Origin of the sequence: Streptomyces sp. NPDC127129 (assembly GCF_042671585.1) — a bacterium.
GTDB lineage: Bacteria > Actinomycetota > Actinomycetes > Streptomycetales > Streptomycetaceae > Streptomyces.
Map to the genome: position 1 here is coordinate 212,457 of NZ_JBHXTV010000011.1, position 25,864 is coordinate 238,320.

26 protein-coding genes are annotated in these 25,864 nt (G+C 72.1%); 10 read left to right on the forward strand and 16 right to left on the reverse strand.

The genetic code is table 11. The features are described 5' to 3' along the window. Nucleotides 1-175 precede the first annotated feature (175 nt). A complete protein-coding gene (locus ACFVGW_RS22330; RefSeq protein WP_352186489.1) occupies nt 176-847 on the forward strand; it encodes a lysophospholipid acyltransferase family protein in 672 nt (223 codons plus the stop codon). An 83-nt stretch (nt 848-930) separates the two neighbouring features. Here the strand turns inward: ACFVGW_RS22330 and ACFVGW_RS22335 are convergent, their stop codons facing one another. Further along, on the reverse strand, nt 931-2,475 hold the full coding sequence (locus tag ACFVGW_RS22335) for an MFS transporter (RefSeq protein ID WP_385853207.1): 1,545 nt from the start codon (nt 2,473-2,475) through the stop codon (nt 931-933). After that, nucleotides 2,472-3,023, reverse strand: coding sequence for a helix-turn-helix domain-containing protein (locus ACFVGW_RS22340; protein ID WP_352186487.1), 552 nt, complete (start codon nt 3,021-3,023; stop codon nt 2,472-2,474). The genes ACFVGW_RS22335 and ACFVGW_RS22340 overlap by 4 nt, the downstream gene beginning before the upstream one ends. 85 nt (nt 3,024-3,108) lie before the next feature. Here ACFVGW_RS22340 and ACFVGW_RS22345 point away from each other — a divergent pair, with 85 nt between their 5' ends. Then, nucleotides 3,109-3,618: an HAD domain-containing protein gene (locus ACFVGW_RS22345; protein ID WP_385853208.1), complete on the forward strand. Its 510-nt coding sequence runs from the start codon at nt 3,109-3,111 to the stop codon at nt 3,616-3,618. Nucleotides 3,619-3,630: 12 nt separating this feature from the next. Here the strand turns inward: ACFVGW_RS22345 and argH are convergent, their stop codons facing one another. After that, nucleotides 3,631-5,058 carry an argininosuccinate lyase gene (gene argH / locus ACFVGW_RS22350; RefSeq protein ID WP_385853209.1) on the reverse strand — a complete coding sequence of 476 codons (1,428 nt, stop codon included), beginning with the start codon at nt 5,056-5,058 and terminating at the stop codon, nt 3,631-3,633. An 81-nt stretch (nt 5,059-5,139) separates the two neighbouring features. Continuing rightward, nucleotides 5,140-6,333, reverse strand: a complete 1,194-nt coding sequence (locus ACFVGW_RS22355; protein ID WP_385853210.1) for an argininosuccinate synthase — start codon at nt 6,331-6,333, stop codon at nt 5,140-5,142. Nucleotides 6,334-6,507: 174 nt separating this feature from the next. Between ACFVGW_RS22355 and ACFVGW_RS22360 the strand changes: the two genes are divergently transcribed. Next, nucleotides 6,508-7,098, forward strand: a complete 591-nt coding sequence (locus ACFVGW_RS22360) for a pyridoxamine 5'-phosphate oxidase family protein (RefSeq protein ID WP_385853211.1) — start codon at nt 6,508-6,510, stop codon at nt 7,096-7,098. A gap of 67 nt (nt 7,099-7,165) precedes the next feature. Here ACFVGW_RS22360 and ACFVGW_RS22365 read toward each other — a convergent pair whose 3' ends face one another. The 5 genes from ACFVGW_RS22365 to argC are packed head-to-tail and all read right to left on the reverse strand — an operon-like array spanning nt 7,166 to nt 12,074. Continuing rightward, entirely contained in the window at nt 7,166-7,729 is a 564-nt protein-coding gene (locus tag ACFVGW_RS22365) for an arginine repressor (protein ID WP_352186482.1), read from the reverse strand. A gap of 7 nt (nt 7,730-7,736) precedes the next feature. Beyond that, a complete protein-coding gene (locus tag ACFVGW_RS22370; RefSeq protein ID WP_385853212.1) occupies nt 7,737-8,981 on the reverse strand; it encodes an acetylornithine transaminase in 1,245 nt (414 codons plus the stop codon). Next, the gene (gene argB / locus ACFVGW_RS22375; RefSeq protein ID WP_385853213.1) at nt 8,978-9,886 is read right to left on the reverse strand and encodes an acetylglutamate kinase; all 909 of its coding nucleotides are present in this window, start codon (nt 9,884-9,886) and stop codon (nt 8,978-8,980) included. The genes ACFVGW_RS22370 and argB overlap by 4 nt, the downstream gene beginning before the upstream one ends. Further along, a complete protein-coding gene (gene argJ / locus ACFVGW_RS22380) occupies nt 9,883-11,049 on the reverse strand; it encodes a bifunctional glutamate N-acetyltransferase/amino-acid acetyltransferase ArgJ (protein WP_385853214.1) in 1,167 nt (388 codons plus the stop codon). The genes argB and argJ overlap by 4 nt, the downstream gene beginning before the upstream one ends. Further along, on the reverse strand, nt 11,046-12,074 hold the full coding sequence (gene argC, locus ACFVGW_RS22385) for an N-acetyl-gamma-glutamyl-phosphate reductase (RefSeq protein WP_385853215.1): 1,029 nt from the start codon (nt 12,072-12,074) through the stop codon (nt 11,046-11,048). Before argC ends, argJ begins: the two co-directional genes overlap by 4 nt. A 113-nt stretch (nt 12,075-12,187) precedes the next feature. Between argC and ACFVGW_RS22390 the strand changes: the two genes are divergently transcribed. After that, nucleotides 12,188-13,312 (forward strand): PP2C family protein-serine/threonine phosphatase, encoded by a 1,125-nt coding sequence (locus ACFVGW_RS22390; protein ID WP_383224849.1) that lies wholly within the window; start codon nt 12,188-12,190, stop codon nt 13,310-13,312. Here the strand turns inward: ACFVGW_RS22390 and ACFVGW_RS22395 are convergent. The 3 genes from ACFVGW_RS22395 to ACFVGW_RS22405 form a co-directional block, all read right to left on the reverse strand. Beyond that, nucleotides 13,288-13,551, reverse strand: coding sequence for a hypothetical protein (locus ACFVGW_RS22395; RefSeq protein WP_385853216.1), 264 nt, complete (start codon nt 13,549-13,551; stop codon nt 13,288-13,290). The two genes, ACFVGW_RS22390 and ACFVGW_RS22395, sit on opposite strands and share 25 nt — an antisense overlap. Before the next feature lie 145 nt (nt 13,552-13,696). Continuing rightward, nucleotides 13,697-15,124, reverse strand: coding sequence for a rifampin monooxygenase (gene rox / locus ACFVGW_RS22400; RefSeq protein WP_385853217.1), 1,428 nt, complete (start codon nt 15,122-15,124; stop codon nt 13,697-13,699). A 239-nt stretch (nt 15,125-15,363) separates the two neighbouring features. Further along, nucleotides 15,364-15,795, reverse strand: coding sequence for a helix-turn-helix transcriptional regulator (locus tag ACFVGW_RS22405; RefSeq protein WP_385853218.1), 432 nt, complete (start codon nt 15,793-15,795; stop codon nt 15,364-15,366). A 33-nt stretch (nt 15,796-15,828) separates the two neighbouring features. Between ACFVGW_RS22405 and ACFVGW_RS22410 the strand changes: the two genes are divergently transcribed. The 4 genes from ACFVGW_RS22410 to ACFVGW_RS22425 all read left to right on the forward strand — a co-directional run bounded on the left by ACFVGW_RS22410 (nt 15,829) and on the right by ACFVGW_RS22425 (nt 19,791). Continuing rightward, complete coding sequence (locus ACFVGW_RS22410) at nt 15,829-16,617, forward strand: YqjF family protein (RefSeq protein ID WP_385853219.1); 789 nt, start codon at nt 15,829-15,831, stop codon at nt 16,615-16,617. A gap of 65 nt (nt 16,618-16,682) precedes the next feature. Next, nucleotides 16,683-17,228, forward strand: a complete 546-nt coding sequence (locus tag ACFVGW_RS22415) for a hypothetical protein (protein ID WP_385853220.1) — start codon at nt 16,683-16,685, stop codon at nt 17,226-17,228. A gap of 122 nt (nt 17,229-17,350) precedes the next feature. Further along, nucleotides 17,351-18,952 (forward strand): ABC-F family ATP-binding cassette domain-containing protein, encoded by a 1,602-nt coding sequence (locus ACFVGW_RS22420; protein WP_385853221.1) that lies wholly within the window; start codon nt 17,351-17,353, stop codon nt 18,950-18,952. Between the two features lie 95 nt (nt 18,953-19,047). Beyond that, nucleotides 19,048-19,791, forward strand: coding sequence for a DUF2071 domain-containing protein (locus ACFVGW_RS22425; RefSeq protein WP_385853222.1), 744 nt, complete (start codon nt 19,048-19,050; stop codon nt 19,789-19,791). Here the strand turns inward: ACFVGW_RS22425 and ACFVGW_RS22430 are convergent. The 3 genes from ACFVGW_RS22430 to ACFVGW_RS22440 all read right to left on the reverse strand — a co-directional run bounded on the left by ACFVGW_RS22430 (nt 19,718) and on the right by ACFVGW_RS22440 (nt 23,293). Beyond that, complete coding sequence (locus ACFVGW_RS22430) at nt 19,718-20,935, reverse strand: methyltransferase (protein WP_385853223.1); 1,218 nt, start codon at nt 20,933-20,935, stop codon at nt 19,718-19,720. The two genes, ACFVGW_RS22425 and ACFVGW_RS22430, sit on opposite strands and share 74 nt — an antisense overlap. Before the next feature lie 97 nt (nt 20,936-21,032). Further along, on the reverse strand, nt 21,033-21,608 hold the full coding sequence (locus ACFVGW_RS22435) for a histidine phosphatase family protein (RefSeq protein ID WP_385853224.1): 576 nt from the start codon (nt 21,606-21,608) through the stop codon (nt 21,033-21,035). 248 nt (nt 21,609-21,856) lie between these two features. After that, nucleotides 21,857-23,293, reverse strand: coding sequence for a PLP-dependent aminotransferase family protein (locus tag ACFVGW_RS22440; RefSeq protein WP_385853225.1), 1,437 nt, complete (start codon nt 23,291-23,293; stop codon nt 21,857-21,859). Here ACFVGW_RS22440 and ACFVGW_RS22445 point away from each other — a divergent pair. Both ACFVGW_RS22445 and ACFVGW_RS22450 read left to right on the forward strand, forming a co-directional pair. Further along, entirely contained in the window at nt 23,292-24,215 is a 924-nt protein-coding gene (locus tag ACFVGW_RS22445; RefSeq protein WP_385853226.1) for a DMT family transporter, read from the forward strand. The two genes, ACFVGW_RS22440 and ACFVGW_RS22445, sit on opposite strands and share 2 nt — an antisense overlap. A gap of 113 nt (nt 24,216-24,328) precedes the next feature. Then, nucleotides 24,329-24,523 (forward strand): DUF1918 domain-containing protein, encoded by a 195-nt coding sequence (locus tag ACFVGW_RS22450; protein WP_352186468.1) that lies wholly within the window; start codon nt 24,329-24,331, stop codon nt 24,521-24,523. A gap of 10 nt (nt 24,524-24,533) precedes the next feature. On the opposite strand, the gene ACFVGW_RS22455 is transcribed toward ACFVGW_RS22450, so the two are convergent. After that, on the reverse strand, nt 24,534-25,808 hold the full coding sequence (locus tag ACFVGW_RS22455) for a glycoside hydrolase family 10 protein (protein ID WP_385853227.1): 1,275 nt from the start codon (nt 25,806-25,808) through the stop codon (nt 24,534-24,536). Nucleotides 25,809-25,864: the final 56 nt, after the last annotated feature.

A 25,864-nucleotide genomic window follows, 5' to 3' on the forward strand; every position in this document is an offset into this window, starting at 1 on the left:
CGTAGGCAGTCGCGCCCTCCGCGCGGCAGACGCTGGTAGAACATGGCGGAAACACACGTCAACACTGTGTATCCACTCGATGAACCCGATGTGCGCACGACCGTGACCCGCGAGTATCGTCCTCACCTGCACGGCCCCCGTACGACGCCGCCCGTTCCCGACACCGGAGGAACCGTTGTCCCGTCTCGCACTCATCAAGGCAGTGCTCGGACCGATCCTGCGTCTGATGTTCCGGCCACGTGTGGAAGGCGTCGAGAACATCCCCGGGACGGGTCCGGTGATCCTGGCGGGCAACCACCTCACGTTCATCGACTCGATGATCATGCCGATCTGCACGGACCGCCCGGTCTTCTTCATCGGCAAGGACGAGTACGTGACGGGCAAGGGCTTCAAGGGCCGCCTGATGGCCTGGTTCTTCACCAGCGTCGGCATGATCCCGGTGGACCGCGACGGCGGCCGGGGCGGTGTCGCGGCCCTGATGACCGGCCGACGCGTCCTGGAGGAGGGAAAGATCTTCTCCATCTACCCGGAGGGCACCCGCTCCCCCGACGGCCGGCTCTACCGGGGCCGTACCGGCATCGCGCGGCTGACGCTGATGACCGGCGCGCCGGTGGTGCCGTTCGCGATGATCGGTACCGACAAGATCCAGCCGGGCGGGGCGGGGCTGCCCCGGCCGGGCCGGGTCACGGTCCGCTTCGGCGAGCCGATGGAGTTCTCGCGGTACGAGGGCATGGACCGGGACCGCTATGTGCTGCGGGCCGTGACGGACTCGGTCATGTCCGAGGTGATGCGGCTGTCGGGCCAGGAGTACGTGGACATGTACGCCACGAAGGCGAAGGCCGCGTAGCCGTCACGACGTGAACGAGGGGCCCCGCTCGGCGAATCGCCGAGCGGGGCCCCTCGTGCGTGACCGGCGCCCACGGGTGCACGTCAGTGCTCGATGCCGTCCTCCAGCCGCTGGCCCTTCAGGAGGAACCAGGCCGCGGCCGCCGTCGCGAGGAGGACCGCCGCGCCGACGCCCGCCGCGATGTTCAGGCCGTCGACGAAGGCGTCCTGGGCGGTGGAGACGAGGCCGCCGGCCGTGGCGGGGTCGAGGCCGGCGGAGGCCTCGAACGCGCCGCCGAGCGAGTCGTGGGCCGCGGCCGCGGCGTCCGCGGGGACACCCGCCGGGGCCGTGAAGCCCTGGTAGACACCGGTGACGATCGAGCCGAGGAGCGCGATGCCGAGCGCCGCGCCCAGTTCGTACGCCGTCTCGGAGACGGCGGAGGCCGAACCCGCCTGCTCCTTGGGCACGCTGGAGAGGATCACGTCGGCGGTGACGGTGAACGAGAATCCGGCGCCGAGGCCGACGACGAGCAGGGCCGCGCCGAGCAGCGGATAGCCGGTCTCCTTGTGGACCAGGGTGATCGCCGCGAGCGCGAGTCCGATCGCGCCGAGACCGCCGGTGACCACGCCTCGTACGGAGAACCGCCGGGCGTACCGGCCGGCGACCAGACCCGTGACCACCGCGCCGATGGCGGCGGGCAGTTCGGCGAGGCCGGCCTCCAGCGGGTCGCGTCCCTGGACGAGCTGGAGGAACTGGGAGAGGAAGAAGACCAGTCCGGAGAGTCCGAAGACGGTGAGCAGATCCGCGAGGACGGCGCCCGAGAAGCCGCGGTGCTTGAAGAGCCGCATGTCGAGCAGGGGCGCGGTCAGCGTGTGCTGCCGCCGGACGAAGGCGTACAGGGCCGCGGCGCCGACGACGGCGGACGCGCCGACCTCCCACGTCAGGCCGTGCGAGGCGACCTCCTTGATGGCGTACACGACTCCGATGACTCCGACGAGCGAGAGCCCGACGCTGACGAGGTCCCAGGGGCCGGCGACCGGATTCCTGGACTCGGGCAGCAGCTTGATGCCGACGAGGACCAGGACGGCCATGACGGGCAGGTTGATGAGGAAGACCGAGCCCCAGTAGAAGTGCTGGAGCAGTGCTCCGCCGACGACCGGGCCGACGGCCGCACCGGCCGAGGCGGTGGCGCCCCAGATGCCGATGGCGAGGCTGCGCTCCTTGGGGTCGTGGAAGATGTTCCGGATCAGCGCCAGCGTCGACGGCATCAGGGTCGCGCCGGCGACACCGAGGAGCGCGCGGGCGACGATCATCATCTCGGGACTGGTGGCGTACGCGTTGAGCACCGAGACGGCGCCGAAGGCGGTCGCACCGATCAGGAGCAGCTTCTTGCGGCCGATCCGGTCGCCGAGGGAGCCCATGGAGACCAGCAGACCGGCGATCACGAACGAGTAGATGTCGCCGATCCACAGCAACTGCGTACCGGACGGCTTGAGGTCCTCGCTGAGCGAGGGCGTCGCGAGACCGAGTACGGTGGCGTCCACCGCGACCAGCAGGACGGCCAGGACGAGCACCGAGAGTGCGAGCCAGCGGCCGGGGCTCTTCACCTCCGTCCCCGTCGTCGGGCTCGTCTGCAGGGTCCTGCTCATTTCTCCACGCTCCGTCGTGCGCCGCCGAGCAGCAGCTCGGTGATCATGTACTGAAAGTCGTTGCCGGCGACCCGCCCGTCCATCACGGACCAGGCACAGGCCGATACGAGGCCGTAGAGGGCCTCGGTGAGCCACGCGGGGCTCAGGTCGATACGGAAGGTGCCTTCCTCCTGGCCGCGTCTGAAGAGCGCGCTGACCCTGGCGTCGAGCCGGGACCAGCCCTCGTCGACGTCGTCGCCCTCGAAGAGCTGGTTCTCGGTGACGAGGAAGGCCAGCAGCGGGGCGTTGGGCTCGGTCTCGGCGACGAGCCGCCGCAGCGCCTCGTCGGCCGGGCCCTCGTCGAGCCGTGCGGCGTCGCACGCCGCCTCGAACTCCACCAGACCCATCGCTTCCAGGGCCCTGACCAGCGCGTCCCGCCCGGCGAAGTGCCGGTGCAGGGTGGCGCGGCCGATCCCCGCGGCCCGGGCGACCTCGTCCATGGTGGCGGTCGATTTCCGGGAAAGCAGGGCGGCAGCGGAACGGAGCACCTGGGTGCGGTCGACTGACATGAGACGACCATACACCGAATGAGACGTCAGTGTCTCATTCGATAAATCAACGCCTCACCTTGAGGCGGGAGGGAATGCTGTGGACATGACGAAGCCGCTGCTGCTGATCGATGTGGACGGCCCGCTGAACCCGTATGCGGCCCAGCGCGAACGCCGTCCGGCGGGCTACACCACGCACCGGATGCGTCCGAGCGGCTGGACCGACCCGAAGCCGCTGCGGGTGTGGCTGAACCCCGCGCACGGGGGCGAGCTGCTCGCGCTCGCGGAGGCGTACGAGCTGGTGTGGGCGACGACCTGGAAGGGCGAGGCGAACGACTGGATCGGGCCGCGGGTCGGGCTGCCGGAGCTGCCCTTCGTCGACTGGCCCCAGATGCACGGAAAGGCCCCTCGCGGGACCTTCTGGAAGACGCAGTACATCCTGGAGTACGCGGCGGGGCGGCCGTTCGCCTGGATCGACGACGACATCACGTCGTACGACCGCGAGTACGTGGAGCAGAACCACCTCGCCGCCGCCCTGTTGCTGCACGTCGACGAGCGGATCGGGCTGACCCGGCCGGACTTCGACGCGCTCGCGGAGTGGGCGGCGGCGCTGTGATGCTTCTACGGGCTACTTCTTGGCGGCGGCCCAGGCGTGCTGGATCACCAGATCGGCCTTGACCTCGACCAGCTGCGCGGCGACCGCCGACGGGGCCGTACCGCCCCGGCCGTCACGGGAGGCCAGCGCACCCGGCACGTCGAGGACCGTGCGGACCTCGGGGGTCAGGTGCTCCGAGATCTTCACGAACTGGTCGTCCGTGAGCTCGTCCAGCTCCTTGCCCTCCGCCTCGGCGACCTTCACGCACTCGCCGGCCACCTCGTGCGCCACCCGGAACGGCACGCCCTGCTTGACCAGCCACTCGGCGATGTCGGTCGCGAGCGAGAAGCCGGCCGGGGCCAGCTCCTCCATGCGCTCCCGGTTGACGGTGAGCGTGGCCATCATGCCGGTGAACGCGGGGAGCAGGACCTCCAGCTGGTCGCAGGAGTCGAAGACCGGCTCCTTGTCCTCCTGGAGGTCGCGGTTGTAGGCGAGCGGCAGGGCCTTGAGCGTGGCCATCAGCCCGCTGAGGTTGCCGATGAGGCGTCCGGACTTGCCCCGGGCCAGCTCGGCGATGTCCGGGTTCTTCTTCTGCGGCATGATCGACGAACCGGTGGAGAAGGCGTCGTGCAGGGTGACGAAGGAGAACTCCTTCGTGTTCCAGATGATGATCTCCTCCGCGATACGGGAGAGGTTGACCCCGATCATCGCGGTGATGAAGGCGAACTCGGCGACGAAGTCACGCGAGGCCGTGCCGTCGATGGAGTTGCCCGCCGAGCCCCGCTCGAAGCCGAGGTCCTTGGCGACCGCCTCCGGGTCGAGCCCGAGGGAGGAGCCGGCCAGGGCGCCGGAGCCGTAGGGGGAGACCGCCGTACGGGTGTCCCACTGCCGCAGCCGCTCGGCGTCCCGGGAGAGGGACTGGACGTGGGCGAGGACATGGTGGGCGAAGAGCACCGGCTGGGCGTGCTGGAGGTGGGTACGGCCCGGCATCGCGACGTCCGGGTGCGCCTCGGCGAGGCCGACGAGGGCGTCCTGGAGGTCGGCGACGAGCCCGCCGATGATCCGCGCGTGGTCGCGCAGGTACATCCGGAAGAGGGTGGCGACCTGGTCGTTGCGGGACCGGCCGGCGCGCAGCTTGCCGCCGAGGTCGGGGCCGAGGCGCTCCAGGAGGCCCCGCTCCAGGGCGGTGTGGACGTCCTCGTCGGCGATGGTGCCGACGAAGGAGCCGTCGGCGACATCGGCCTCCAGCCGGTCGAGGCCGGCGAGCATGCGCGTCAACTCGTCCTCGGTGAGCAGCCCCGCCTTGTGGAGCACGCGCGCGTGGGCGCGGGAACCGGCGATGTCGTAGGGGGCAAGCCGCCAGTCGAAGTGGACCGACGCGGACAGCTTCGCGAGGGCCTCGGCCGGCCCGTCGGCGAAACGGCCGCCCCAGAGCCGGACGTCACCGTTGTTGCTGCTCACAGCTACTGCTCCTCAGGAGGTGGATAACAGGCCGCCTCCCCGGTCCCTGCGGTGGGGAGGCGGCTGTGGAACGAATCGTGGTCAGGCGAGGTCACGCCGTGCGGCGATCTTCGCGGAGAGAGCGAAGATGTCGATGAATCCCTGCGCCTTGGACTGGTCGAACGTGTCGCCCGAGTCGTACGTCGCGAGGTTGAAGTCGTACAGCGACTCCTCGGACCTCCGGCCGGTGACGACGGCACGGCCGCCGTGCAGGGTCATCCGGATGTCGCCGGTGACGTGCTGATTGGCTTCCTGGATGAAACCGTCGAGCGCGCGCTTGAGCGGGGAGAACCACAGGCCGTCGTAGACCAGCTCGCCCCAGCGCTGCTCGACCTGCCGCTTGTAGCGGGCGAGCTCCCGCTCGACGGTGACGTTCTCGAGCTCCTGGTGGGCGGTGATCAGGGCGATCGCGCCGGGAGCCTCGTAGACCTCACGGGACTTGATGCCGACGAGCCGGTCCTCGACCATGTCGATCCGGCCGACGCCCTGGGCGCCTGCGCGCTCGTTGAGCTGCTGGACGGCCTGGAGGACGGTGACGGGCGTGCCGTCGAGCGCGACCGGGACGCCCTCCTTGAAGGAGATGACGACCTCGTCGGCCTCGCGCGGGGTGGCGGGGTTCGCGGTGTACTCGTAGATGTCCTCGATCGGCGCGTTCCAGATGTCCTCCAGGAACCCGGTCTCGACGGCGCGCCCGAAGACGTTCTGGTCGATGGAGTACGGGGACTTCTTGGTGGTCGCGATCGGGAGCTGCGCCTTCTCCGCGAAGGCGATGGCCTTGTCGCGGGTCATGGCGTAGTCGCGGACCGGGGCGATGCACGTCAGGTCGGGGCCGAGGGCCTGGATGCCGGCCTCGAAGCGGACCTGGTCGTTGCCCTTGCCGGTGCAGCCGTGGGCGACGATGCCGGCCCCGTGCTTCCTGGCGGCGGCCACGAGGTGCTTGACGATGGCGGGGCGGGAGAGGGCGGAGACCAGCGGATACCGGTCCATGTAGAGGGCGTTGGCCTTGATCGCCGGGAGGCAGTACTCGTCGGCGAACTCGTCCTTGGCGTCGGCGACCTCGGCCTCGACGGCGCCGCAGTCGAGGGCGCGCTTGCGGATGACGTCCAGGTCCTCGCCACCCTGGCCGACGTCGACGGCGACGGCGATGACCTCGGCACCGGTCTCCTCGGCGATCCAGCCGATGGCGACGGAGGTGTCCAGGCCGCCGGAGTAGGCGAGTACGACACGCTCGGTCACGGGCTTCTCCTTACCTTCGAGCACTGACAGGCCAAGCACTGATAGGCATAACTATGCAGTGCTCCGTATGTTTTGTCAATGCGACCGGAAAGGTACCGGTCGGAAAGGCGCTGGTCGGAGAGACCGGGCGGGGGTGGGCGTCCGACGTACAGGCGTTCGGAGACAATGCCCGGCATGGGAAAGACGCATGAACGCATCGACGGACGACTCCGCGCCTTCATCGAGGCGCAGCCGGTCTTCTTCACCGCCACCGCCCCGCTCGACTCCGAGGGCACGGTCAACCTCTCCCCCAAGGGCGTCTCCGGCTCCTTCGCCGTCCTCGACGAACGGACCGTCGCCTACCTCGACTTCGCCGGCTCCACCGCCGAGACCGTCGCCCATCTGCGGGAGAACGGCCGGATCACCCTCATGTGGTGCGCCTTCCAGGGCCCCCCGAACATCGTCCGGGTGCACGGTCGCGGCGAGCCGGTGTTCCGCGACGACCCCCGGTGGGAGGCGCTCGTGGCGCACTTCCCCGGCGTCGACGTCACGCAGCACGGCCTGCGCGCGATCGTCGTCGTCACGGCCGGGACGATCCGGGACTCCTGCGGGTACGGGGTGCCGTTCATGACGTACGACGAGGACCGCGACCTGCACGCGAAGCGGTTCGCGCGGGAGGACGACGCCTCGCTGAGCGCGTACTTCGGGAAGAAGGAGCACATCGCGACCAGCATGGACGGGCTCCCGGGGCTGCCGCTCCCGTTGCCGCCGCTGCCGGGTCACTGAGGCCACGCGCACGTCGCCGCCGGCACGAGGATCGTGCCGGCGGCGACGGGTCGCTTTTCCCTGACCGCTAGCGGTCGTTCTGGGCCAGCCTCAGCAGATGGTCGGCGAGCGCCTGGCCGCCCAGCGGATCGCGGGAGATCAGGAGCAAGGTGTCGTCGCCCGCGATCGTGCCGAGGATCGCGCGGAGTTCGGCCTGGTCGATGGCCGACGCGAGGAACTGGGCCGCGCCCGGCGGGGTTCTGAGGACCACCAGATTGGCGGAGGCCTCGGCGGAGATCAGCAGCTCGCCGGAGAGACGCCGCATGCGCTCCTCCTTGGCGGACTCGCCGAGCGGCGCCTGCGGGGTGCGGAAGCCGCCCTCGCTGGGGACCGCGTAGATCAGCTCGCCGCCCGTGTTGCGGATCTTCACCGCGCCGAGCTCGTCGAGGTCGCGGGAGAGCGTCGCCTGGGTGACGCTCAGCCCGTCGTCCGCGAGGAGCTTGGCGAGCTGGCTCTGTGAGCGGACCGGCTGCCGGTTGAGGATGTCGACGATCCTGCGGTGGCGTGCGGTACGGGTCTGCGGAACGGACGGTCCTCCCCCGGGCTCCGCCTGGGGGGACGCCCAGTGCTCGGTTTCCTGCGCGTCGGTCATCGTCGTCTCATTCTCCGGTTCGTCCTTCCCCGTTCACCGCTCCGTCGAGGACACCGGGGAGGGCCGCGAGGAACGCGTCCACTTCAGTGTCTCCGATGATCAGCGCCGGCATGAGCCGTACGACATCGGGGGCGGGCGCGTTCACCAGGAGACCGGCGTCCTGAGCCGCCTGCTGCACCTGGGGCGCGAGGGACTCGGTGAGCACGATACCCAGCAGGAGGCCCGCCCCACGGACGTGGGAGACCAGAGGGTGGCCCAGTCCCTCGATTCCGCTGCGCAGCTTCTCGCCGAGCCGCTTCACCTCGTCCAGGGTTCCGTGGGCCGCGAGGGTGTCGACGACGGCCAGTCCGGCGGCGCAGGCGACCGGGTTGCCGCCGAAGGTCGTGCCGTGGTGGCCGGGCTCGAAGAGCGCGGCCGTCTCACCGAAGGCGACCGTCGCGCCGAGCGGCAGACCGCCGCCGAGGCCCTTGGCCAGGGTCACGACGTCGGGCTCGACGCCCTCGTGGGCCTGGTACTCGAACCAGTGGCCGGTCCGCCCGATGCCCGTCTGGACCTCGTCGAGGACGAGCAGGGTGCCGGTGGCGCGGGTGATCTCGCGGGCGGCCCGGAGATAGCCGACGGGCGGCACGACGACACCGTTCTCGCCCTGGATCGGCTCGATGATCACCAGGGCGGTCTCCTCGGTGACCGCGGCGCGCAGGGCCTCGACGTCTCCGTACGGGACGTGTGTGACGTCGCCGGGGAGCGGCAGGAACGGGGTCTGCTTGCCGGGCTGCCCGGTGAGGGCGAGCGAGCCCATGGTCCGGCCGTGGAAGCCGCCCTGGGTGGCGACCATGTGGGTCCGGCCGGTCAGCCGGCCGATCTTGAAGGCGCCCTCGTTGGCCTCGGCGCCGGAGTTGCAGAAGAAGACCCGGCCCGGCCGGCCGAAGAGCTGCAGCAGCCGCTCGGCGAGCGCCACGGGCGGTTCGGCGACGAAGAGGTTGGAGACGTGGCCGAGGGTCGCGATCTGCCGCGTCACCGCCTCGACGATCGCCGGATGGGCGTGGCCGAGCGCATTGACGGCGATGCCTCCGACGAGGTCGAGGTACTCGGCTCCGTCGGCGTCCCAGACCTTGACGCCCTCGCCGCGCACCAGGGACAGCTTCGGCGTGCCGTAGTTGTCCATGAGCGAGCCCTGCCACCGCCGGCTCAGTTCCGCGTTGCCCGGTCCGGTGCCGTTCGGTTCCGTGCCGTTCGGTTCCGTGTCGCTCATTTCGTGCCCCCCGTCGTCTCGTCGGGCACGACCATCGTGCCGATGCCCGAGTCGGTGAAGATCTCCAGCAGGATCGAGTGCTGGACGCGCCCGTCGATCACCCGCGCCGTGGTGACCCCGTTCCGTACCGCGTGCAGACAGCCCTCCATCTTGGGGACCATGCCGCTGGACAGCTCGGGAAGGAGCTTCTCCAGCTGGCTCGCGGTGAGCCGGCTGATGACCTCGTCGCTGTTCGGCCAGTCCTCGTAGAGACCCTCGACGTCGGTCAGGACCATCAGGGTCTCGGCGTCCAGCGCCGCAGCGAGAGCCGCAGCCGCCGTATCAGCATTGACGTTGTAGACATGTCCGTCGTCCTCGGAGCGGGCGATGGAGGAGATGACCGGGATCCGGCCGTCCTCCAGGAGCGCCTCGATGGCGCCCGTGTCGATGGCGGTGATCTCGCCGACCCGGCCGATGTCGATCTGCTCGCCCTCGATCAGCGGCTGGTGCCGGGTGGCGCTGATGGTGTGCGCGTCCTCGCCGGTCATGCCGACGGCGAACGGTCCGTGCTGGTTGAGCAGGCCGACGAGCTCGCGCTGGACCTGGCCCGCCAGGACCATCCGTACGACGTCCATGGCGTCCTCGGTGGTGACGCGCAGGCCGGCCTTGAACTCGCTCACGATGCCGTGCCGGTCCAGCGCGGCGCTGATCTGCGGGCCGCCGCCGTGCACGACGACGGGCTTGAGGCCGGCGTGGCGCAGGAAGACGACGTCCTGGGCGAAGGCCGCCTTGAGCTCGTCGTCGATCATGGCGTTGCCGCCGAACTTGATGACGACCGTCTTGCCGTGGTGGCGGGTCAGCCAGGGCAGGGCCTCGATGAGGATCTCGGCCTTGGGGAGCGCGGTGTGCTTACGGGTTCCGGTCATGACGAGTAGGCGCTGTTCTCGTGGACGTAGTCGGCGGTGAGGTCGTTGGCCCAGATGACGGCGGTCTCGGAGCCGGCGGCGAGGTCGGCGGTGATCGTGACCTCCCGGAAGCGCATGTCGACGAGGTCGCGGTCCTCGCCGACCGAGCCGTTCCTGCAGACCCAGACGCCGTTGATGGCGACGTTCAGCCGGTCCGGGTCGAAGGCGGCGGCCGTCGTGCCGATGGCGGAGAGCACCCGGCCCCAGTTGGGGTCCTCGCCGTGGATGGCGCACTTGAGGAGGTTGTTACGGGCGATGGAGCGGCCCACCTCGACGGCGTCGTCCTCGGTCGCGGCGTTGATCACCTCGATACGGATGTCCTTGCTCGCGCCCTCGGCGTCACCGATGAGCTGACGGGCGAGGTCGTCGCAGACGGCCGTCACGGCCTCGGCGAACTCCTCCTGGGCGGGCGTGATGCCCGAGGCGCCGGAGGCGAGCAGGAGGACGGTGTCGTTGGTGGACATGCAGCCGTCGGAGTCGACCCGGTCGAAGGTGACCCTGGTGGACCGGCGCAGCGCGGCGTCGAGGTCCTTGCTCTCGACGTCGGCGTCGGTCGTGAGGACGACGAGCATGGTGGCGAGGCCGGGGGCGAGCATGCCCGCACCCTTGGCCATGCCGCCGACCGTCCAGCCGTCCTTCGCGACGACGGAGGTCTTGTGCACGGTGTCGGTGGTCTTGATGGCGATGGCGGCCTTCTCGCCGCCGTACTCGGAGAGCTCTCCCGCGGCCTTCTCGACACCGGCCAGGACCTTGCCCATGGGGAGGAGCAGACCGATGAGGCCGGTCGAGGCGACGGCGACCTCACCGGCGCCGATCTCCCTGCCCTGCGCACCGAGGACCTCGGCGACCTTCTCGGCCGTCGCGTGGGTGTCCTGGAAGCCCTGCGGGCCCGTACAGGCGTTGGCGCCACCGGAGTTGAGGACGACGGCTGCGAGCTCGCCGCCGGTCAGGACCTGCTGCGACCACAGGACGGGCGCGGCCTTGACGCGGTTGGAGGTGAAGACGCCCGCGGCGGCGCGGCGGGGCCCGTCGTTGACCACGAGGGCCAGGTCCGGGTTGCCGTTCTCCTTGATTCCGGCGGCGATGCCCGCTGCCGTGAATCCCTTCGCTGCGGTGACGCTCATGGAGCGACTCCAATCGTGGAAAGTCCGGTGTCCTCAGGGAGCCCGAGGGCGATGTTCATGCTCTGCACCGCCCCGCCGGCGGTGCCCTTGGCCAGGTTGTCGATGGCGCTGATCGCGATGATCCGGTGGGTCGCCGGGTCGTGGGCGACCTGGACCTGAACGGCGTTGGAACCGTATACGGACGCCGTGGCGGGCCACTGTCCCTCGGGGAGCAGATGGACGAAGGGCTCGTCCGCGTAGGCCTTCTCGTACGCGGCGCGCACGCTCTCGGCGCTGACGCCCGGCTTCGCCTTGGCGGAGCAGGTGGCGAGGATGCCGCGGGACATGGGGGCGAGGGTCGGCGTGAAGGAGACCTCCACCCGTTCGCCGGCCACGGCGCTGAGGTTCTGGATCATCTCGGGGGTGTGCCGGTGGCCGCCGCCGACGCCGTACGGGGACATCGAGCCCATGACCTCGCTGCCGAGCAGGTGCGGCTTGAGGGCCTTGCCCGCGCCGGAGGTGCCGGTGGCGGCGACGATCACCGCCTCGGGCTCGGCGAGGCCGCTCCCGTACGCGGGGAAGAGCGCGAGGGAGACGGCGGTGGGGTAGCAGCCGGGCACCGCGATGCGCTTGGACCCCTCCAGCGCGGAGCGGGCACCCGGCAGTTCCGGGAGGCCGTAGGGCCAGGTGCCGGCGTGCGGGGAACCGTAGAAGGTCTCCCAGTCGGCGGAGTCCTCCAGCCGGAAGTCGGCGCCCATGTCGACGGCGAGGACGTCCGGACCGAGCTGCTCGGCGACGGCTGCGGACTGCCCGTGCGGAAGCGCGAGGAAGACGACATCGTGCCCGGCGAGCGCCTCGGGAGTGGTCGGCGCGAGGACGCGGTCGGCGAGCGGCACCAGATGCGGCTGAAGCGCGCCGAGCCGCTGACCGGCGTTGGAGTGCCCGGTCAGGGTCCCGATCTCGATGTGGGGGTGGGCGAGGAGCAGGCGCAGAAGCTCGCCACCCGCGTACCCGCTCGCGCCTGCCACTGCTGCTCGTACCGTCATCGGAACCCTCCTCCATCGATGGCATGACTATACGCATCTACGCAGTTTTATGCAAAGCTGGTCACCGTCCCGTCAGAGCGCTTTGCCCCCCTTGCACGGATAGTCTGAGAAGCGTGATCGAGTCTGGACGGCTGCGGCTCCCTCGGCGCTCCGGCCGGGGGAGGTTTGTGCGGCTGTCGCCGGTCATTCTGACCGTCGTGATCGCCAGCCTGGCCTACGCCACTCCGCCGGAGATGGCCTTCAGCCGCCTCCTGCCCGCGGCGCCGGCCCTCGCCGCGTCCATGTGGCCGGTCCTGCCCACCGTGCTGCTCGGGACGGCCTGCCTCCTGCTGATGATCGGCCTCAGCCTCGTCTTCCCCGACCTCGGCACGTGGTGGACGTGCGCCGGGATCGTCGGGGTCACCGTGGCCGCCGCGTACGGGAGCCACGTCCGGCTCCAGCGGGAGCGCACCCTCTTCCAGGTGCGGCTGGTCGCCGACGCGGCGCAGCAGGTGGTGCTGAGCCCCATGCCGCGGCGCTTCGCGAACGTCGAGATCGAGTCGCTGTACCTCGCGGCCGCGGCGGAGGCCCGTATCGGCGGGGACTTCTACGAGGTGGTCGACACGCCGTTCGGGGTCAGGATGCTCATCGGGGACGTACGGGGCAAGGGCCTGCCGGCCGTCGGGGCGGCCGCGGCGATCGTGAACGCCTTCCGGGAGGCGGCGTACGGCGAACCCGACATGGTCGACGTCGCACGCAGGATGGACGCCAGCAGCAGCCGCTACAACGCCGCCTTCCCTCCCGACGGGTCGCTGGAACGCTTCGCCACCGCCCTGCTCGTGCAGGTCCCGCACGAGGGGCGCCGTATCGACATCCTCAACTGCGGGCACCCGCCGCCACTGCTCCTGAACCGGGCGCGACTCCGCGTCCTCGAGTCCGCCGCCCCCTCGCCCCTGCTCAGCCTCGCGGAGCTGATCGGGGATCACTACAGCGTCGACACCTTCGACTTCACCCCCGGCGACCTGCTGCTCCTCTACACCGACGGGGTCGCCGAGACCCGCGCCCGCGACGGGGAGTTCTTCCCGCTGGCGGCCTGGATGCGCCGGCAGCCGCCGACGCCGCCGGGCGAGCTGCTCACGGCGCTCCACCGCGACCTCCTCCGGCACAGCAGAGGACGTCTCGACGACGACATCGCCGCGCTCGCGGTACGCCTGCGTGAGCCCGGCCCCAAGCCCTACGCCGCCGGTTCCGACGGGTAGGCCTCCGGCACGGGCCGCGACCGGACCGCGTCGGCGTCCCCGGACTCCGGCCTCAGCCCCGGCTCGCGGAGCTGGTTGACGGCCGTCATGGCCGTGAACATCGCGTTCGGGTCGGTGTCGCCGGTCCGGTGGACGAGGGCGTCGGCGACGTCCGGTCGGCCCTGCGCGAGAGCCGGCCCCTGCCCGAGGACCGGCCGCGTCCTGTCGTCGATCTCGATCAGATCACCGAGCGCGGCCATGGATCCTCCCGCGGGCTCGTTCTCCGGCAGCCCCGGGCCCGGCGGCCCGGCTCGTGCGGGTCCTGTTCGCCGGGGCCCTCGTCTTCGCCGGGGCCCTCTTCGGCCGAGCGTACGCCGCACCCGACGCGCTGTCGCCGCGGACCGGTCAGCCTGCCGGGGCGCCGAACCACGTGGGCAGATGGCGCACGAGGTCCTGCTGGTCCTCGCCCACCCAGGCCACGTGACCGTCCGGGCGGAGCAGTACCGCGGGAGCGTCCAGCTCCTCGCTGACCTCGACGACGTGGTCGACCCGGTCCGCCCAGCCGTCCACCGAGAGGCGGCCGGTCTGGTCGAGGAGCAGGCCGCGGCCGCCGTGCGTCAGCTCGTAGAGCCGGCCGCCCTTCAGCCGTACGTCCCGCAGCCGCCGGCCGAGCAGTTCGTGGCCCTCGCCGAAGTCGTAGCGGATCCCGATCCCGGTGATCTTCTCGATCAGGAACCGGTTCACCTCCTCGATACGTGTCAGCTCCGCCATCAGCCGGCGCACCGCCTGGGCCCCCGGCTCGGTGGACATCAGCTCCATCTGCGCGCGCGTGTTGTCCAGCACCTCGGCGGCCACCGGGTGCCGTTCGGCGTGGTAGCTGTCGAGGAGGCCCTCCGGTGCCCAGCCGGCGACCTCGGCGGCCAGCTTCCAGCCGAGGTTGAACGCGTCCTGGATGCCCAGGTTGAGCCCCTGCCCGCCCGTCGGCGGGTGGATGTGGGCCGCGTCGCCGGCCAGCAGCACACGGCCGCTCCGGTAACGCTCGGCGAGCCGGGTGGCGTTGCCGAAGCGGGAGAGCCAGCGCGGGGAGTGCGCGCCGAAGTCGGTGCCGCCGTACGCCCGCAGCTGCTGCCTGAACTCCTCCAGCGTCGGCGCGGTCGTACGGTCCTCGGCCACCCCCTCGGCGGGCACGATGACGCGGTACGTCCCGTCCGCCTGGCGCATGGCGCCGAACCGCAGGTAGGTCTTGCGGACTTCGGCCATGACGGCCGCCAGCTCCTCGGGCGACGCGGTCAGCTCCATCTCGCCCAGCAGCGTCTCGACCGTCGAGGGTTCGCCGGGGAAGTCCACGCCGAGCAGCTTGCGCACCGTGCTGCGTCCGCCGTCACAGCCCACGAGATGGCGCGAGCGGAGCCGGGTGCCGTCGGCCAGCTCGACGGTCACGCCGTCCTCGTCCTGGCTGAGCCCGACCAGTTCGCTGCCGCGCCGGATCTCGGCGCCGAGTTCGGTGGCGCGCTCGGCCAGCAGGCGCTCGGTGATCTGCTGCGGGATGCCGAGGACGTACGAGTGCGCCGTGTCCAGCCGCTCCGGCCAGCTGTCGCTGAGACCGGCGAAGAAGCCGCCGGCCGTGACCTGCTTGCCGAGCGGGAGGAACCGCTCCAGCAGACCGCGCTGCTCCATCACCTCGATACTGCGCACATGCAGTCCCTGCGCACGGGACTGGACGGTCGGCTCCGCCTCCTTCTCCAGCACGACCACCCGCACATCGTGCAGCCGCAGCTCGGCGGCGAGCATCAGGCCCGTCGGCCCACCACCGGCAATGATCACGTCCATCATCGGAAAACCGCCCCACTCGCCCGTTCACGTCTCCGGCCGGCCGCTGCTCCGCACGTCCACGCGGAGTCCGCACACACGCCTCGTTTGCGCAGGTCCCCGGCTCAGGTCGGCCATTCTGCGCCTCGACAGGGGCCTTGCCGCAAGGCCCCCTGTGCGCTATATCTTGAGAGTGGCAAGGAGTGCGAGACCTCCTTGCCTTTCGTTTTTCCGGCGCACGCCTCCACCGGCCGTCGTGGCGCCTACTGTCCGTCCATGGCGGCCGCGGGTCCGTTCCTGACCGGTCGGGTGTGGATCTTCGCCACGCAGGCGGGGACCGCGGCGGCGGCCTCGTGGGAGCGAGCGCGGTAGGCGCTGGGGCTCTCGCCGACCAGTTCGGTGAAGCGGGAGCTGAAGGAGCCGAGGGACGTACAGCCGACCTCGAAGCAGACGTCCGTCACGCTCAGGTCCCCACGCCGCAGCAGCGCCTTCGCCCGCTCGACGCGGCGCGTCATCAGGTAGCTGTACGGCGTCTCCCCGAAGGCAGCCCGGAAGCTGCGGGAGAAGTGGCCGGCGGACATCAGGGCGACGTCGGCCAGCGCCTGGACGTCCAGCGGCTGCGCGTAGTCACGGTCCATGGTGTCGCGGGCGCGGCGGAGGCGCTTCAGGTCGTCGAGCGTCACATGGTCCAGCATGGCAGAAGGGTCCGACAGGTCTGCGATGCTTGCGTGGTGCACCCGCAGTTCTCCGTCACGCCCGACACCGTCACGCCCGACACCCCCGCCCCCGTACGCACCCCGCTCCTCACCCAGGAATGGCTCGACCTCTCCTTCGTCCACTGGGCCGTCGACCCCGCGGTGGTGGCCCCGCTCCTGCCGAGCGGCACCGTCCCGGACACGCACGAGGGCGTCACCTACGTGGGGCTCGTCGCCTTCCGGATGCACCGGGTCGGCTGGCTCAGGCTGCCGGGAGTGCCGTACCTCGGCTCCTTCCCCGAGACCAACGTGCGCCTGTACTCGGTCGACGCCCATGGGCGGCGCGGTGTCGTGTTCCGGTCCATGGACGCGTCCCGGCTGGTCCCCGTCGTGATGGGCCGGGTCGGCTTCCGGCTGCCGTACCTCTGGTCCCGGATGAGCGTCCGCACCGACGGGGACACGGTCGACTACGCCAGCTCCCGCCGCTGGCCCGGCCCGCGGGGGGCGCACAGCCGGATCACCGTGGCCAGGGGCGAGCGGATCGAGGAGCCCACCGAGCTGGAGCACTTCCTCACCGCCCGGTGGGGCATGCACAACACGTTCTTCGGCGGGGCCGGGTATCTGGCCAACGACCATCCGCGCTGGCCGCTGTACCGCGCGGAGCTGCTCGCCTGCGACGAGAACCTGCTCATCTCGGCCGGCCTGCCCGCGCCTCGCGAGGCCCCGGTCAGCGTGCTGTACTCGCCCGGCGTGCCCGTACGGCTCGGCCGGCCGGCCCGCCCCGCGCCGCCCACCGTTCCGCACCCGCGCAGACCGCTCTAGCGGTCACATCGCCCGCGGCGGACGCGTCATGGCTTCGTACACGTACGAAGAGGAGTGATGCGCCCATGGACGACGGCGACGCGTTTCTGGCCCGACGGTTCGACATCCACGAGGAGCGGCTGCGGGGCGTCGCCCTGCGCATGCTGGGCTCGCGACGCGAGGCGGCGGCGGCCGTGGGTGAGGCCAGGTCGGCCGGGCTCGGGGGGATCGACGACTGGCTGACGACGGTCGTCGCGCGGGTGTGCGTGGAGCGGCTGCGGGCACGGCGGGACGGGTACGGACGGGACAGGTACGGGCCGGAAGGGTACGGACCGAACAGGTACGGGCCGGAGGGGTCCGGGCGGGACGCGGACGTGCGGGAGCGGGAGCGGGTGGAGTTCGCGGACGGGGTGCAGCTCGCGTTGTTCGCGGTCCTGGAGTCCCTCGCCCCGGACGAACGGCTGGCCTTCGTGCTCCACGACCTGTTCGCCCTGCCACTGCCCGGCGTCGCCCGCCTCACCGGCCGTACGACCTCGGAAGCGGCACGGCTCGTCCGTGCCGCCCGGGGGCGTGTGCGAGGTGCGGGTTCCCGGGGCGGCGGTGGTGGCACCCCCGGTCGGGCCGCCGTTTAATCCGGTGCGTTCCGGAAGGCGGCCGCGTAGCCTCGATCCCATGTCGACGCCCCGAATCTCCTAGCTCAGGACCCACTCCCACGCCACCCGTGTGTCCTTCTGCTTTTTCGGAGCGTTACCTCATGATCACCGTTCGTGGTGCCGACGTGCGCGTCGGCGCCCGGCTTCTGCTGGCCGATCTCTCCTTCCACATCGGCCCCGGCGACCGGATCGGCCTCGTCGGCCGCAACGGCGCCGGCAAGACGACCCTGCTCGACACCCTGGCCGGGCTGCGCCCGCCCGCCGCCGGGACCGTCACCCGTACCGGCGACGTCGGGCACCTCGCCCAGGACTCCCGCGCCGCGGACCCCGGGGTGTCGGTCACCGACCGCATCCTCTCCGCCCGCGGGCTCGACCGGGCGGCGCGCGAACTGAACGCGGCCTCCCTCGCGCTCGGCGAGACGCCCGACGAGCGGCGCATGGCCGCGTACGCCCGTGCCGAGGCCGAGTTCGAGGCCCGCGGCGGGTACGCCGCCGAGGCCGAGGCCGCCCGGGTCGCCGCCGGGATCGGACTGCCCACCGAGGTCATGGGGCGGGCCGTCGGCACGCTCTCCGGCGGCCAGAAGCGCCGTGTGGAGCTCGCCAGGATCCTGTTCGCCGGGCACGGCGGCACCGGCACTCTGCTGCTCGACGAGCCCACGAACCACCTCGACGCCGACTCGGCCGGCTGGCTGCGCGGCTTCCTCGCCGCGCACCGGGGCGGACTCGTCCTCATCAGTCACGATGTCGCGCTGCTGGCCGAGACGGTCAACCGGGTCTTCCATCTCGATCCGCAGCGCGCCGCTGTCGACGTCCACAACACCACGTGGGCCGGGTATCTCGCCCAGCGGGACGCCGACGAGCGCCGCCGGACGCGTGAGCGCGCCAACGCCGAGCGCAAGGCGGCCTCGCTGCACGCGCAGGCGGAGAAGATGAAGTCCCGGGTGGCGACGGCGACGACGGCCCGGAGCATGGCGCGGCGCGCCGACCGGCTGCTCGACGGGCTCGACCCCGTACGGCACGCGGAACGGGTCGCGCGGATCCGGCTCCCCGAGCCCGCGCCGTGCGGGCGGATGCCGCTCGGCGCGGTCTCCCTGGTCAGGTCGTACGGGGGCGGGCGCCCGGTCCTCGACGGGATCGACCTCGCCGTGGACCGCGGCAGCCGCCTCGTCGTGCTGGGCCTCAACGGCGCGGGGAAGAGCACGCTGCTGCGGCTCCTCGCCGGCGAGGAGGTGCCCGACGCCGGGCGGGTGGTGCGCGGGCACGGTCTGCGGACCGGTTACTTCGCGCAGGAGCACGAGACGCTCGACGCGGGCCGTACGGTCCGGGCCAACCTGGCCGCGGCGGCGCCGCATCTGACGGACGGTGAGGTACGGCAGGTGCTCGGGGCGTTCCTGTTCCGGGGCGACGACGCCGACAAACCGGCCGGGGTGCTGTCGGGCGGCGAGAAGACCCGGCTGGCGCTGGCCGGTCTCGTCCACTCGGGCGCGAACGTCCTGCTCCTCGACGAGCCGACGAACAACCTGGACCCGGCCTCCCGGGACCAGGTCCTGGCGGCCGTGGGCACGTATCCGGGGGCGATCGTGATGGTCACGCACGACGAGGGGGCGATCGACGCGCTGCGGCCGGACCGGGTGCTGCTGCTCCCGGACGGGGACGAGGACCTGTGGAGCGAGGAGTACCGGGACCTCGTCGCCCTGGCCTGAGGGCTCGGGGTTACGCTCCCCACGGGGTGACACCCGCCCGGGCGTCACCCCGTGCGCGCCACGCGCCCTTCCCGTACGAGCGGAGTCCCGGCCTCATGAACCACCTCACGCTGGCGAGCGTCATCGAGCGGCGACTGCTCGTCAACTACCGGGTCGAGCCGGAGGTGGCGGCCCGCCTCCTGCCGGAGGGCTTGCGGCCGCAGCTGGTCCGCGGGCACTCCGTCGCGGGGATCTGTCTGCTGCGGCTCGGCTCCGTCCGCCCTGTCTGGGCGCCTGCCGCGGTGGGTCTGCGCAGCGAGAACGCGGCGCACCGGATCGCCGTCGAATGGGACGGTCCCGACGGCGTCGAGACCGGTGTGTACATCCCGCGCCGGGACACCGCCTCACTGGTCAACCGCTGGGCGGGCGGCCGGCTCTTCCCCGGCGAGCACGGGCACGCGGACTTCGAGGTGAGCGAGAGCGCGGACGCCGTACGAGTGGCGTTCGCGACCCGCGACGGGGAGACGCGTGTGGACGTCTCCGCGGAGATCGCCGGGAGCCTGCGCGGCAGCGAGCTCTTCGCCGGTCTCGACGAGGCGTCGGCGTTCTTCCGCGGCGGAGCCAAGGGCTGGTCCGCGACCGGCAGCGGCCGGCGCCTCGACGGGATGGAACTGGACACGGACGCCTGGCACATCGAGCCCGGCCGGATCGTCTCCGCCCGCTCCAGCTTCTTCGAGGATCAGGAGCGGTTCCCGCCCGGCACCGCCACGCTGGACTCGGTCCTCGTCATGCGTCAGGTGCCGGTGCGCTGGCTGCCGCTGCCCGGGCGGGCCGCCGGGGAGCGCCGCCTGACCGCCTGACTGCCCTCAGGACCACGAACTTCGGGTCGCTGGCGACCAGTTCGCAGGAGCCGAAGATGCGGCGCAGCGTCACGTGGTAGCCGAGGTGCCGGTTGCCCACGACCCACAGTTCGCCGCCGGGCCGCAGGACGCGCCGCGCGTCGGTGAACATCCGGCGGGCGGTGCGGTCGGTGGTGGCCTGATGGCTGTGGAAGGGCGGGTTGTTCAGGACGAGGTCCACCGACTCCGTCGCCAGCCCGGCCGTCCCGTCCCCGACGACGAACTCGGCGGTGCGGCCGGGGGCGGCGTGCTGACGGAAGTTCTCCCCGGCGGAGGCGACGGCCTGGTACGACTCGTCGGCGAAGACCAGCTCGGCCTCCGGCTCGGCGAGTGCGACGGAGAGGCCGACGACGCCGTTGCCGCAGCCGAGGTCGACCACACGGGCGCGGCCGAGACCCGTCGGCAGGTGCTTCAGGAAGAAGCGGGTGCCGACGTCGAGGCGGTCGGCGCAGAAGATCCCGGCGTGGTTCACCACGGTCCGCCCGGCGACGGTCCCGGCGTCGGCAGGGAGTTCGTACCGGTACGGCCAGGGGTTGGCCGCCCGGTCGCGCGCGGGGTCGGGGGTGGAGAGGATCAGCCGGGCCTTCTTCGCCGCGAGCGAGGTGCGGGTGGGGCCGAGGATCGTCTCGAAGAGCTGGAGCGTGGAGGTGTGGATCTCCTTGACCATGCCGGTCCCGACGACCACGGTGCCCTCGTGCAGGGCGGGCGCGAGCCGGTGCAGCTGGTCCTCCAGGAGCGCGAGGCTCTTGGGGACCCGGACGAGCAGCACGTCGATCCGCTCGGGCGGCGCGTCCTGGGTGGTGAGGAGCCGGACGGCGTCCGGGGCGGCCCCGGAACGGGCCAGGTTCTCCACGGTCGCCCGGCGGCCGAGGTAGGAGTCGGAGATCTGCGCGAGCGTGCCGGGGCGGCGGGCCGCGAGGGCCGTCGCGAGGGCACCCCAGCGGTCGCCGACGACGGCGACCGTGCCGGAGAGGTCGGTGTCCGTCTCGGCGAGGTGGCGCAGCAGGTACTCGTCGGACGCGTCCCAGGCTCGGAGCGGGTCGCGCGGGTCCTCGGGGAATCGGGTGAGCGGGAACTCGCCCCATGACGTGGTCAAACGGTTCATCGTGCTCTCAGGCTAGCCGGTCGCGGTCCTTCCCCCGGCCGCGGCGGCGGGGGCGGCTCCGGCCTGCGCCGGGAACGCTGCTCCGCCGGCCGCAGGTTCAGCCGACCGCGGCCTGGAGGTGGAGGTGCCAGAGGCCGGGGCGGCCCGTGAGCGTGACGGTGGAGAGCGGGCGGACGTCCACGTTCCAAAATGTGGAGGGCGGTGCCTTCAGCGCGTACACCAGGGCGGCGCGGACGACCGCGGGTTCGGCGACCGCGACGATGGAGCCGTCGTCGGCGGGGCGCGTGTCGAGCCAGCCCCCTATGCGCGAGATGAAGGCGAGGAGCGTCTCGCCGCCGTGGGGGGCGATGCGCGGGTCGGAGAGCCAGGCGTCGACGGCGGCGGGTTCGAGGGCCGCCACCTCGGCGAGGGTCAGTCCGCGCCAGCGGCCCATGTCGCAGTCGCGCAGGGCGGGCTGCGCGAGGGGCGCGTAGCCGAGCGCGGTGCCGGTGGTGCGGCTGCGGGGCGTCGGGGAGCAGTAGCGCAGCTCGGCCGTGCCGAGCGGGACCAGCGAGTGCGCGGCGAGTTGCACCTCGTACCAGCCGGCCTCGTCGAGGGGCCGGTCGTCGTCGAAGCGCTCGGCGAGCAGCGAGGAGCTGCGCGCCGCTGCGACGAGCGTCACTCGAAGTCCCATGGGCGCGATCGTGAGGCCGGATGCCTGGCAGGTCAAGAGGGCATATGCACGAGCTCCGGCCGAGGTCGTGGCGGCGTGCGGGGGCCGGTACGCACCGAGAGCCGACCACTTGTCCGGGTTCCTCACTGGCGCGAATGCGACGATCCCGCACACAACCACGCGCTCCCCCGGTGGCGGGAAGGACGCGGCACGGGGCGCCGTCGGCGACCTGCCGACGACTCGGGCGTGCCCTCGGCGGCCGGAGCGGGTCAGGCCGTCAGTTCGTCGACGGCCGACCGCAGCCGCCGCACGCCCTCGGCGATCTCCGTCGGTCCGGCCACGCCGGCGAAGCTGAGCCGGATGTGTCCGGCGGGCGGTTCGGCGCTGAAGTAGGGGCGGCCGGGGGCGACGGCGACGCCGGCCCGCAGGGCGCCTGGCAGGAGCGCGGCCTCCGGGAGCCCGTCGGGGAGCCGGAGCCAGAGCTGGTAGCCGCCGGAGGGGATGTGGGGCAGCGCCAGCTCGGGCAGGTGGAGGGCCAGGGCGCCGGTCATGGCGTCACGGCGGCTCTTCAGCTCCTGGGACACGGCGCGCAGGTGGCGGCTCCAGGCGGGCGAGCCGACGAGCTCCAGGGCGGTCTCCTGGAGGGGGCGCGGGACGAAGAAGCTGTCGACGACGTGGATGGCGCGCAGCCGTTCCAGTACGGGGCCGCGGGCGGCGAGCGCGCCGACGCGCAGGCTGGGCGAGGTGGGCTTGGTCAGGGAGCAGACGTGGACGACGACGCCGTCCGGGTCGTCGGCGGCCAGGGGCGCGGGGAGCGGCCCGGCGTCCTCGTGGACGAGCCGGCGGGCGAAGTCGTCCTCGACGACGAAGGCGCCGGCGGCCCGCGCGATCCGGACCACCTCGCGCCGTCGTTGGGCGCCGAGCACGGCGCCGGTGGGGTTCTGGAAGAGCGGCTGGCAGACGAAGACCCGCGCGCCGGTGGCCCGGAAGGCCGCTTCGAGCAGCTCCGGACGCACCCCGTCGGCGTCGACGGGTACGGGCACGGGACGCAGGCCGGCCGCGCGGGCGACGGCGAGCATGCCCGGGTAGGTGGGTGACTCGACGAGGACGGGGGTGCCGGGCGGGGCGAGGGCCCGCAGGGCGGTCGTGATCGCGGGCTGCCCGCCGGCGGTGACGAGGACGTCGGCCGCGGTGACCGTGCCGCCGATCTCGCGGGCGAACCACTCGCGCAGTTCGGGGAGGCCGTCGGTGGGGGGCCTGCCCCAGGCGCCGGGGCGGCGCCCCGCGCGGGCCAGGGCCGCGGCCATGGCGCGTTCGGGCTGGAGCGAGGGGTGCAGGTAGCCGCCGTTGAACTCGACGACGCCCGGCGGCGGCGCCGCGAGCGTCACCAGGACGCCGGAGGCGTCGACGCTGCGCGGGACGAGTTCCGTCGCCGTGTCGGCGCTCAGTGCGACCTCCTGCCAGGAGGTGTCGCCCGCCACGGGCGTCCGGCCACGCGGCTCGGCGCGGTACGCCCCGGCTCCCGGCCGGGTGACGACGAGGCCCTCCGCGGCGAGCTGCGCGAGCGCCCGGGTCACCGTCACCGGGGAGACGCGGTACCGCTCGACGAGGGCACGACTCGACGGCAGCTTCCCTCCGGGTGAGTAGCGGTTCAGTTCCGCTCTCAGAGAGTTGGCCAGTTCACCGACACTGCTACGCTCGTGCATGACAGCACAGGATAGCGCTACTCCACTCTCCACGATAGCGGTCGGCGGCACCGGGACAGCCTCCCCCCGAGCCCGCGGCACGCTCCTCGCCGGTCTCGGCGTGGTCTCGTTCTCGCTCACCTTCCCCTCCACCGCCTGGGGCCTGGAGAACTTCGGACCGTGGTCGCTCGTCGCCCTGCGCTCGACGCTCGCCGCGCTCGTCGCGGGCGCCTTCCTGCTCGCGATGAAGGTCCCGCCGCCCGAGCGCCGCCACTGGGCGGGGCTCGTCGTCGTCGCCGGCGGTGTGGTCGTGGGCTTCCCGCTTCTGACGACCCTCGCCCTGCAGACCTCCACCACGTCGCACGCCGCCGTGGTCGTGGGTCTGCTGCCGCTCACCACGGCGGCCTTCGCCGCGATCCGCACGGGCCGGCGCCCGTCCCGGACGTTCTGGTGCGCGGCGCTCGCCGGTGCGGCGGTCGTCATCGCCTTCACCGTCCAGCAGAGCGGCGGCGCCCTCTCCACGGGCGACCTCTACCTCTTCGGCGCCCTCCTGGTCTGCGCCGCCGGTTACACCGAGGGCGGCAGGCTGGCCCGGCTCATGCCGGGCTGGCAGGTCATCGGCTGGGCGCTGATCCTCTGCCTGCCGCTGATGGCCGTCGGATCGGCCGTCGCGCTCGCCCTGGAGCCCGTCCACCTGGGCGCGCACGGCATCATCGGGCTGGTCTGGGTCGCGGCCGGCTCCACCTTCTTCGGCATGTACGTCTGGTACGGGGGCATGGCGGCGATCGGCATCCCCAAGGCGAGCCAGCTCCAGCTCGCCCAGCCTCTGCTCACCCTGGTCTGGTCGGTCTCGCTGCTCGGCGAGTCCCTGCCGCTCGCCGCGCCCCTCGCGGCCGTCGCGGTCCTGGTCTGCATCGCCGTGACCCAGCGCGCGAAGAGCTGACCGGGTGCGCGGCGAGGCCCGGGACTGGGCGCGCGCCCAGGGGTGATGCGGGTCACAATGGCGGACATAGGCTCCTAAGCAGGGACGAGCGCGGCCGCGAGGAGGTCACCCCGATGCAAGCGAGCGTGGGCGACAAACTGCTGGTGCACGGCCGGACCGTCGGTCAGCACGACCGTACGGCCGAGGTTCTTCAGGTACTGGGCGAGAACGGCAACCCCCCGTACCGCGTCAAGTTCGACGACGACGGCCACGAGGCCCTGATGGCTCCGGGCCCCGACACCGTCGTCCGCCACCACGAGAAGATGTGACGCGATCCGGCTAGCGCGCCGGCAGGGCCGGGGCCGGGTAGTGGTCGGCGACCACGGCGGCCATCGCCCCGATCCGGTCTGCCGTCACCTGCGTCGCCGAGAAGAAGCAGTGCCCGGCCACCCCCGGGTACCGGCCGGCGAGCGTCAGATGGCGGGAGAGTTCGTCCGGGTCCTGCCACGCGTCCGGCTGGCCGGGGTCGCCGCACTTGAAGAGGGCCTCGCCGATGTACAGACGGACGCCGGTGTCCCGTACCGCCGCCTCCCACCAGGGCACGAGTGTGGCGTAGTCCGCCTCGGCGTAGCCGATGTGCCAGTAGAGCTGCGGCACCACGTAGTCGATCCAGCCCTCCCTGATCCACTTCCTGGTGTCGGCGAAGAGATCGTCGTAGCTCTGCAGGCCGTCCGGGGTGTCCGAACCCGCGGGGTCGGCGGCGGTGCTGCGCCAGATCCCGAAGGGGCTGATCCCGAAGGGCGGCGCTCCGGCGGTCTCCTTGATCCTGGCGGACATCTCGGAGACCAGGAGGTCGATGTTGTTCCGCCGCCAGGACGCCCGGTTCGGGAAGTCCCCGCCGTACCGCGCGTACGCGTCGTCGTCGTCGAAGACCTGGCCCTCGACCGGGTACGGGTAGAAGTAGTCGTCCCAGTGCACGGCGTCGATGTCGTAGCGCCGGACGGCGTCGAGCATCGCGTCCTGGACGAAGCGGCGGACCTCGGGCAGTCCGGGGTTGTAGTAGAGCCTGCCGCCGTACGGGACGGTCCACCCCGGGTTGCGGCGGGCCGGGTGGGCGGGGGTCAGCCGGGAAGGATCCGTGTGGTTCGCCACACGGTACGGGTTGAACCAGGCATGCAGTTCGAGCCCCCGCCGGTGGGCCTCCTCGACGGCCGTCCCCAGCGGGTCCCAGCCGGGATCGCGGCCCTGCACGCCGGTGAGGCACTCGGCCCAGGGCTCGTACGGTGAGGGCCACAGGGCGTCGGCGCTCGGCCGCACCTGGAGGATCACGGCGTTCAGCCTGCGCTCGACGGCCATGTCCAGATGGGCGAGGAGTTCGGCCCGCTGCCGCCCGGGCGTGAGGCCCGGGCTGGAGGGCCAGTCGACGTTGAAGACCGTCGCCAGCCACATGCCGCGGAACTCGCTCCCCGCCCTTCGCTTCTTCCGTACCGCTCCGGCCGTACCCGAGATCGCGCCCGCCGGGCCGGAGTCCGCTCCCGCGCCGTGGGAACCGGTCACACCGAGCACCGCCAGTGCCGCGCCCGCCACGAACCCTCTTCTCCCGATACGTCCCATCCGCCTGCCCTCTCATGTCGGATACGTCACACCCCCTGGCAGAGCATGCCCGCCCC

Excerpts from the sequence above, each read along its gene's own strand:
- ACFVGW_RS22340 (WP_352186487.1), bottom strand. The coding sequence starts at position 3,023 with ATGTCAGTCGACCGCACCCAGGTGCTCCGTTCCGCTGCCGCCCTGCTT.
- ACFVGW_RS22445 (WP_385853226.1), top strand. The coding sequence starts at position 23,292 with ATGACAGCACAGGATAGCGCTACTCCACTCTCCACGATAGCGGTCGGC.
- ACFVGW_RS22455 (WP_385853227.1), bottom strand. The coding sequence starts at position 25,808 with ATGGGACGTATCGGGAGAAGAGGGTTCGTGGCGGGCGCGGCACTGGCG.
- ACFVGW_RS22395 (WP_385853216.1), bottom strand. The coding sequence starts at position 13,551 with ATGGCCGCGCTCGGTGATCTGATCGAGATCGACGACAGGACGCGGCCG.
- argC (WP_385853215.1), bottom strand. The coding sequence starts at position 12,074 with ATGACGGTACGAGCAGCAGTGGCAGGCGCGAGCGGGTACGCGGGTGGC.
- ACFVGW_RS22450 (WP_352186468.1), top strand. The coding sequence starts at position 24,329 with ATGCAAGCGAGCGTGGGCGACAAACTGCTGGTGCACGGCCGGACCGTC.
- argJ (WP_385853214.1), bottom strand. The coding sequence starts at position 11,049 with ATGAGCGTCACCGCAGCGAAGGGATTCACGGCAGCGGGCATCGCCGCC.
- ACFVGW_RS22435 (WP_385853224.1), bottom strand. The coding sequence starts at position 21,608 with ATGGGACTTCGAGTGACGCTCGTCGCAGCGGCGCGCAGCTCCTCGCTG.
- ACFVGW_RS22440 (WP_385853225.1), bottom strand. The coding sequence starts at position 23,293 with ATGCACGAGCGTAGCAGTGTCGGTGAACTGGCCAACTCTCTGAGAGCG.
- ACFVGW_RS22370 (WP_385853212.1), bottom strand. The coding sequence starts at position 8,981 with ATGAGCGACACGGAACCGAACGGCACGGAACCGAACGGCACCGGACCG.
- ACFVGW_RS22365 (WP_352186482.1), bottom strand. The coding sequence starts at position 7,729 with ATGACCGACGCGCAGGAAACCGAGCACTGGGCGTCCCCCCAGGCGGAG.
- ACFVGW_RS22415 (WP_385853220.1), top strand. The coding sequence starts at position 16,683 with ATGGACGACGGCGACGCGTTTCTGGCCCGACGGTTCGACATCCACGAG.
- ACFVGW_RS22405 (WP_385853218.1), bottom strand. The coding sequence starts at position 15,795 with ATGCTGGACCATGTGACGCTCGACGACCTGAAGCGCCTCCGCCGCGCC.
- argB (WP_385853213.1), bottom strand. The coding sequence starts at position 9,886 with ATGACCGGAACCCGTAAGCACACCGCGCTCCCCAAGGCCGAGATCCTC.
- ACFVGW_RS22335 (WP_385853207.1), bottom strand. The coding sequence starts at position 2,475 with ATGAGCAGGACCCTGCAGACGAGCCCGACGACGGGGACGGAGGTGAAG.
- ACFVGW_RS22425 (WP_385853222.1), top strand. The coding sequence starts at position 19,048 with ATGAACCACCTCACGCTGGCGAGCGTCATCGAGCGGCGACTGCTCGTC.
- ACFVGW_RS22420 (WP_385853221.1), top strand. The coding sequence starts at position 17,351 with ATGATCACCGTTCGTGGTGCCGACGTGCGCGTCGGCGCCCGGCTTCTG.
- ACFVGW_RS22345 (WP_385853208.1), top strand. The coding sequence starts at position 3,109 with ATGACGAAGCCGCTGCTGCTGATCGATGTGGACGGCCCGCTGAACCCG.
- ACFVGW_RS22430 (WP_385853223.1), bottom strand. The coding sequence starts at position 20,935 with ATGAACCGTTTGACCACGTCATGGGGCGAGTTCCCGCTCACCCGATTC.
- ACFVGW_RS22360 (WP_385853211.1), top strand. The coding sequence starts at position 6,508 with ATGGGAAAGACGCATGAACGCATCGACGGACGACTCCGCGCCTTCATC.
- rox (WP_385853217.1), bottom strand. The coding sequence starts at position 15,124 with ATGATGGACGTGATCATTGCCGGTGGTGGGCCGACGGGCCTGATGCTC.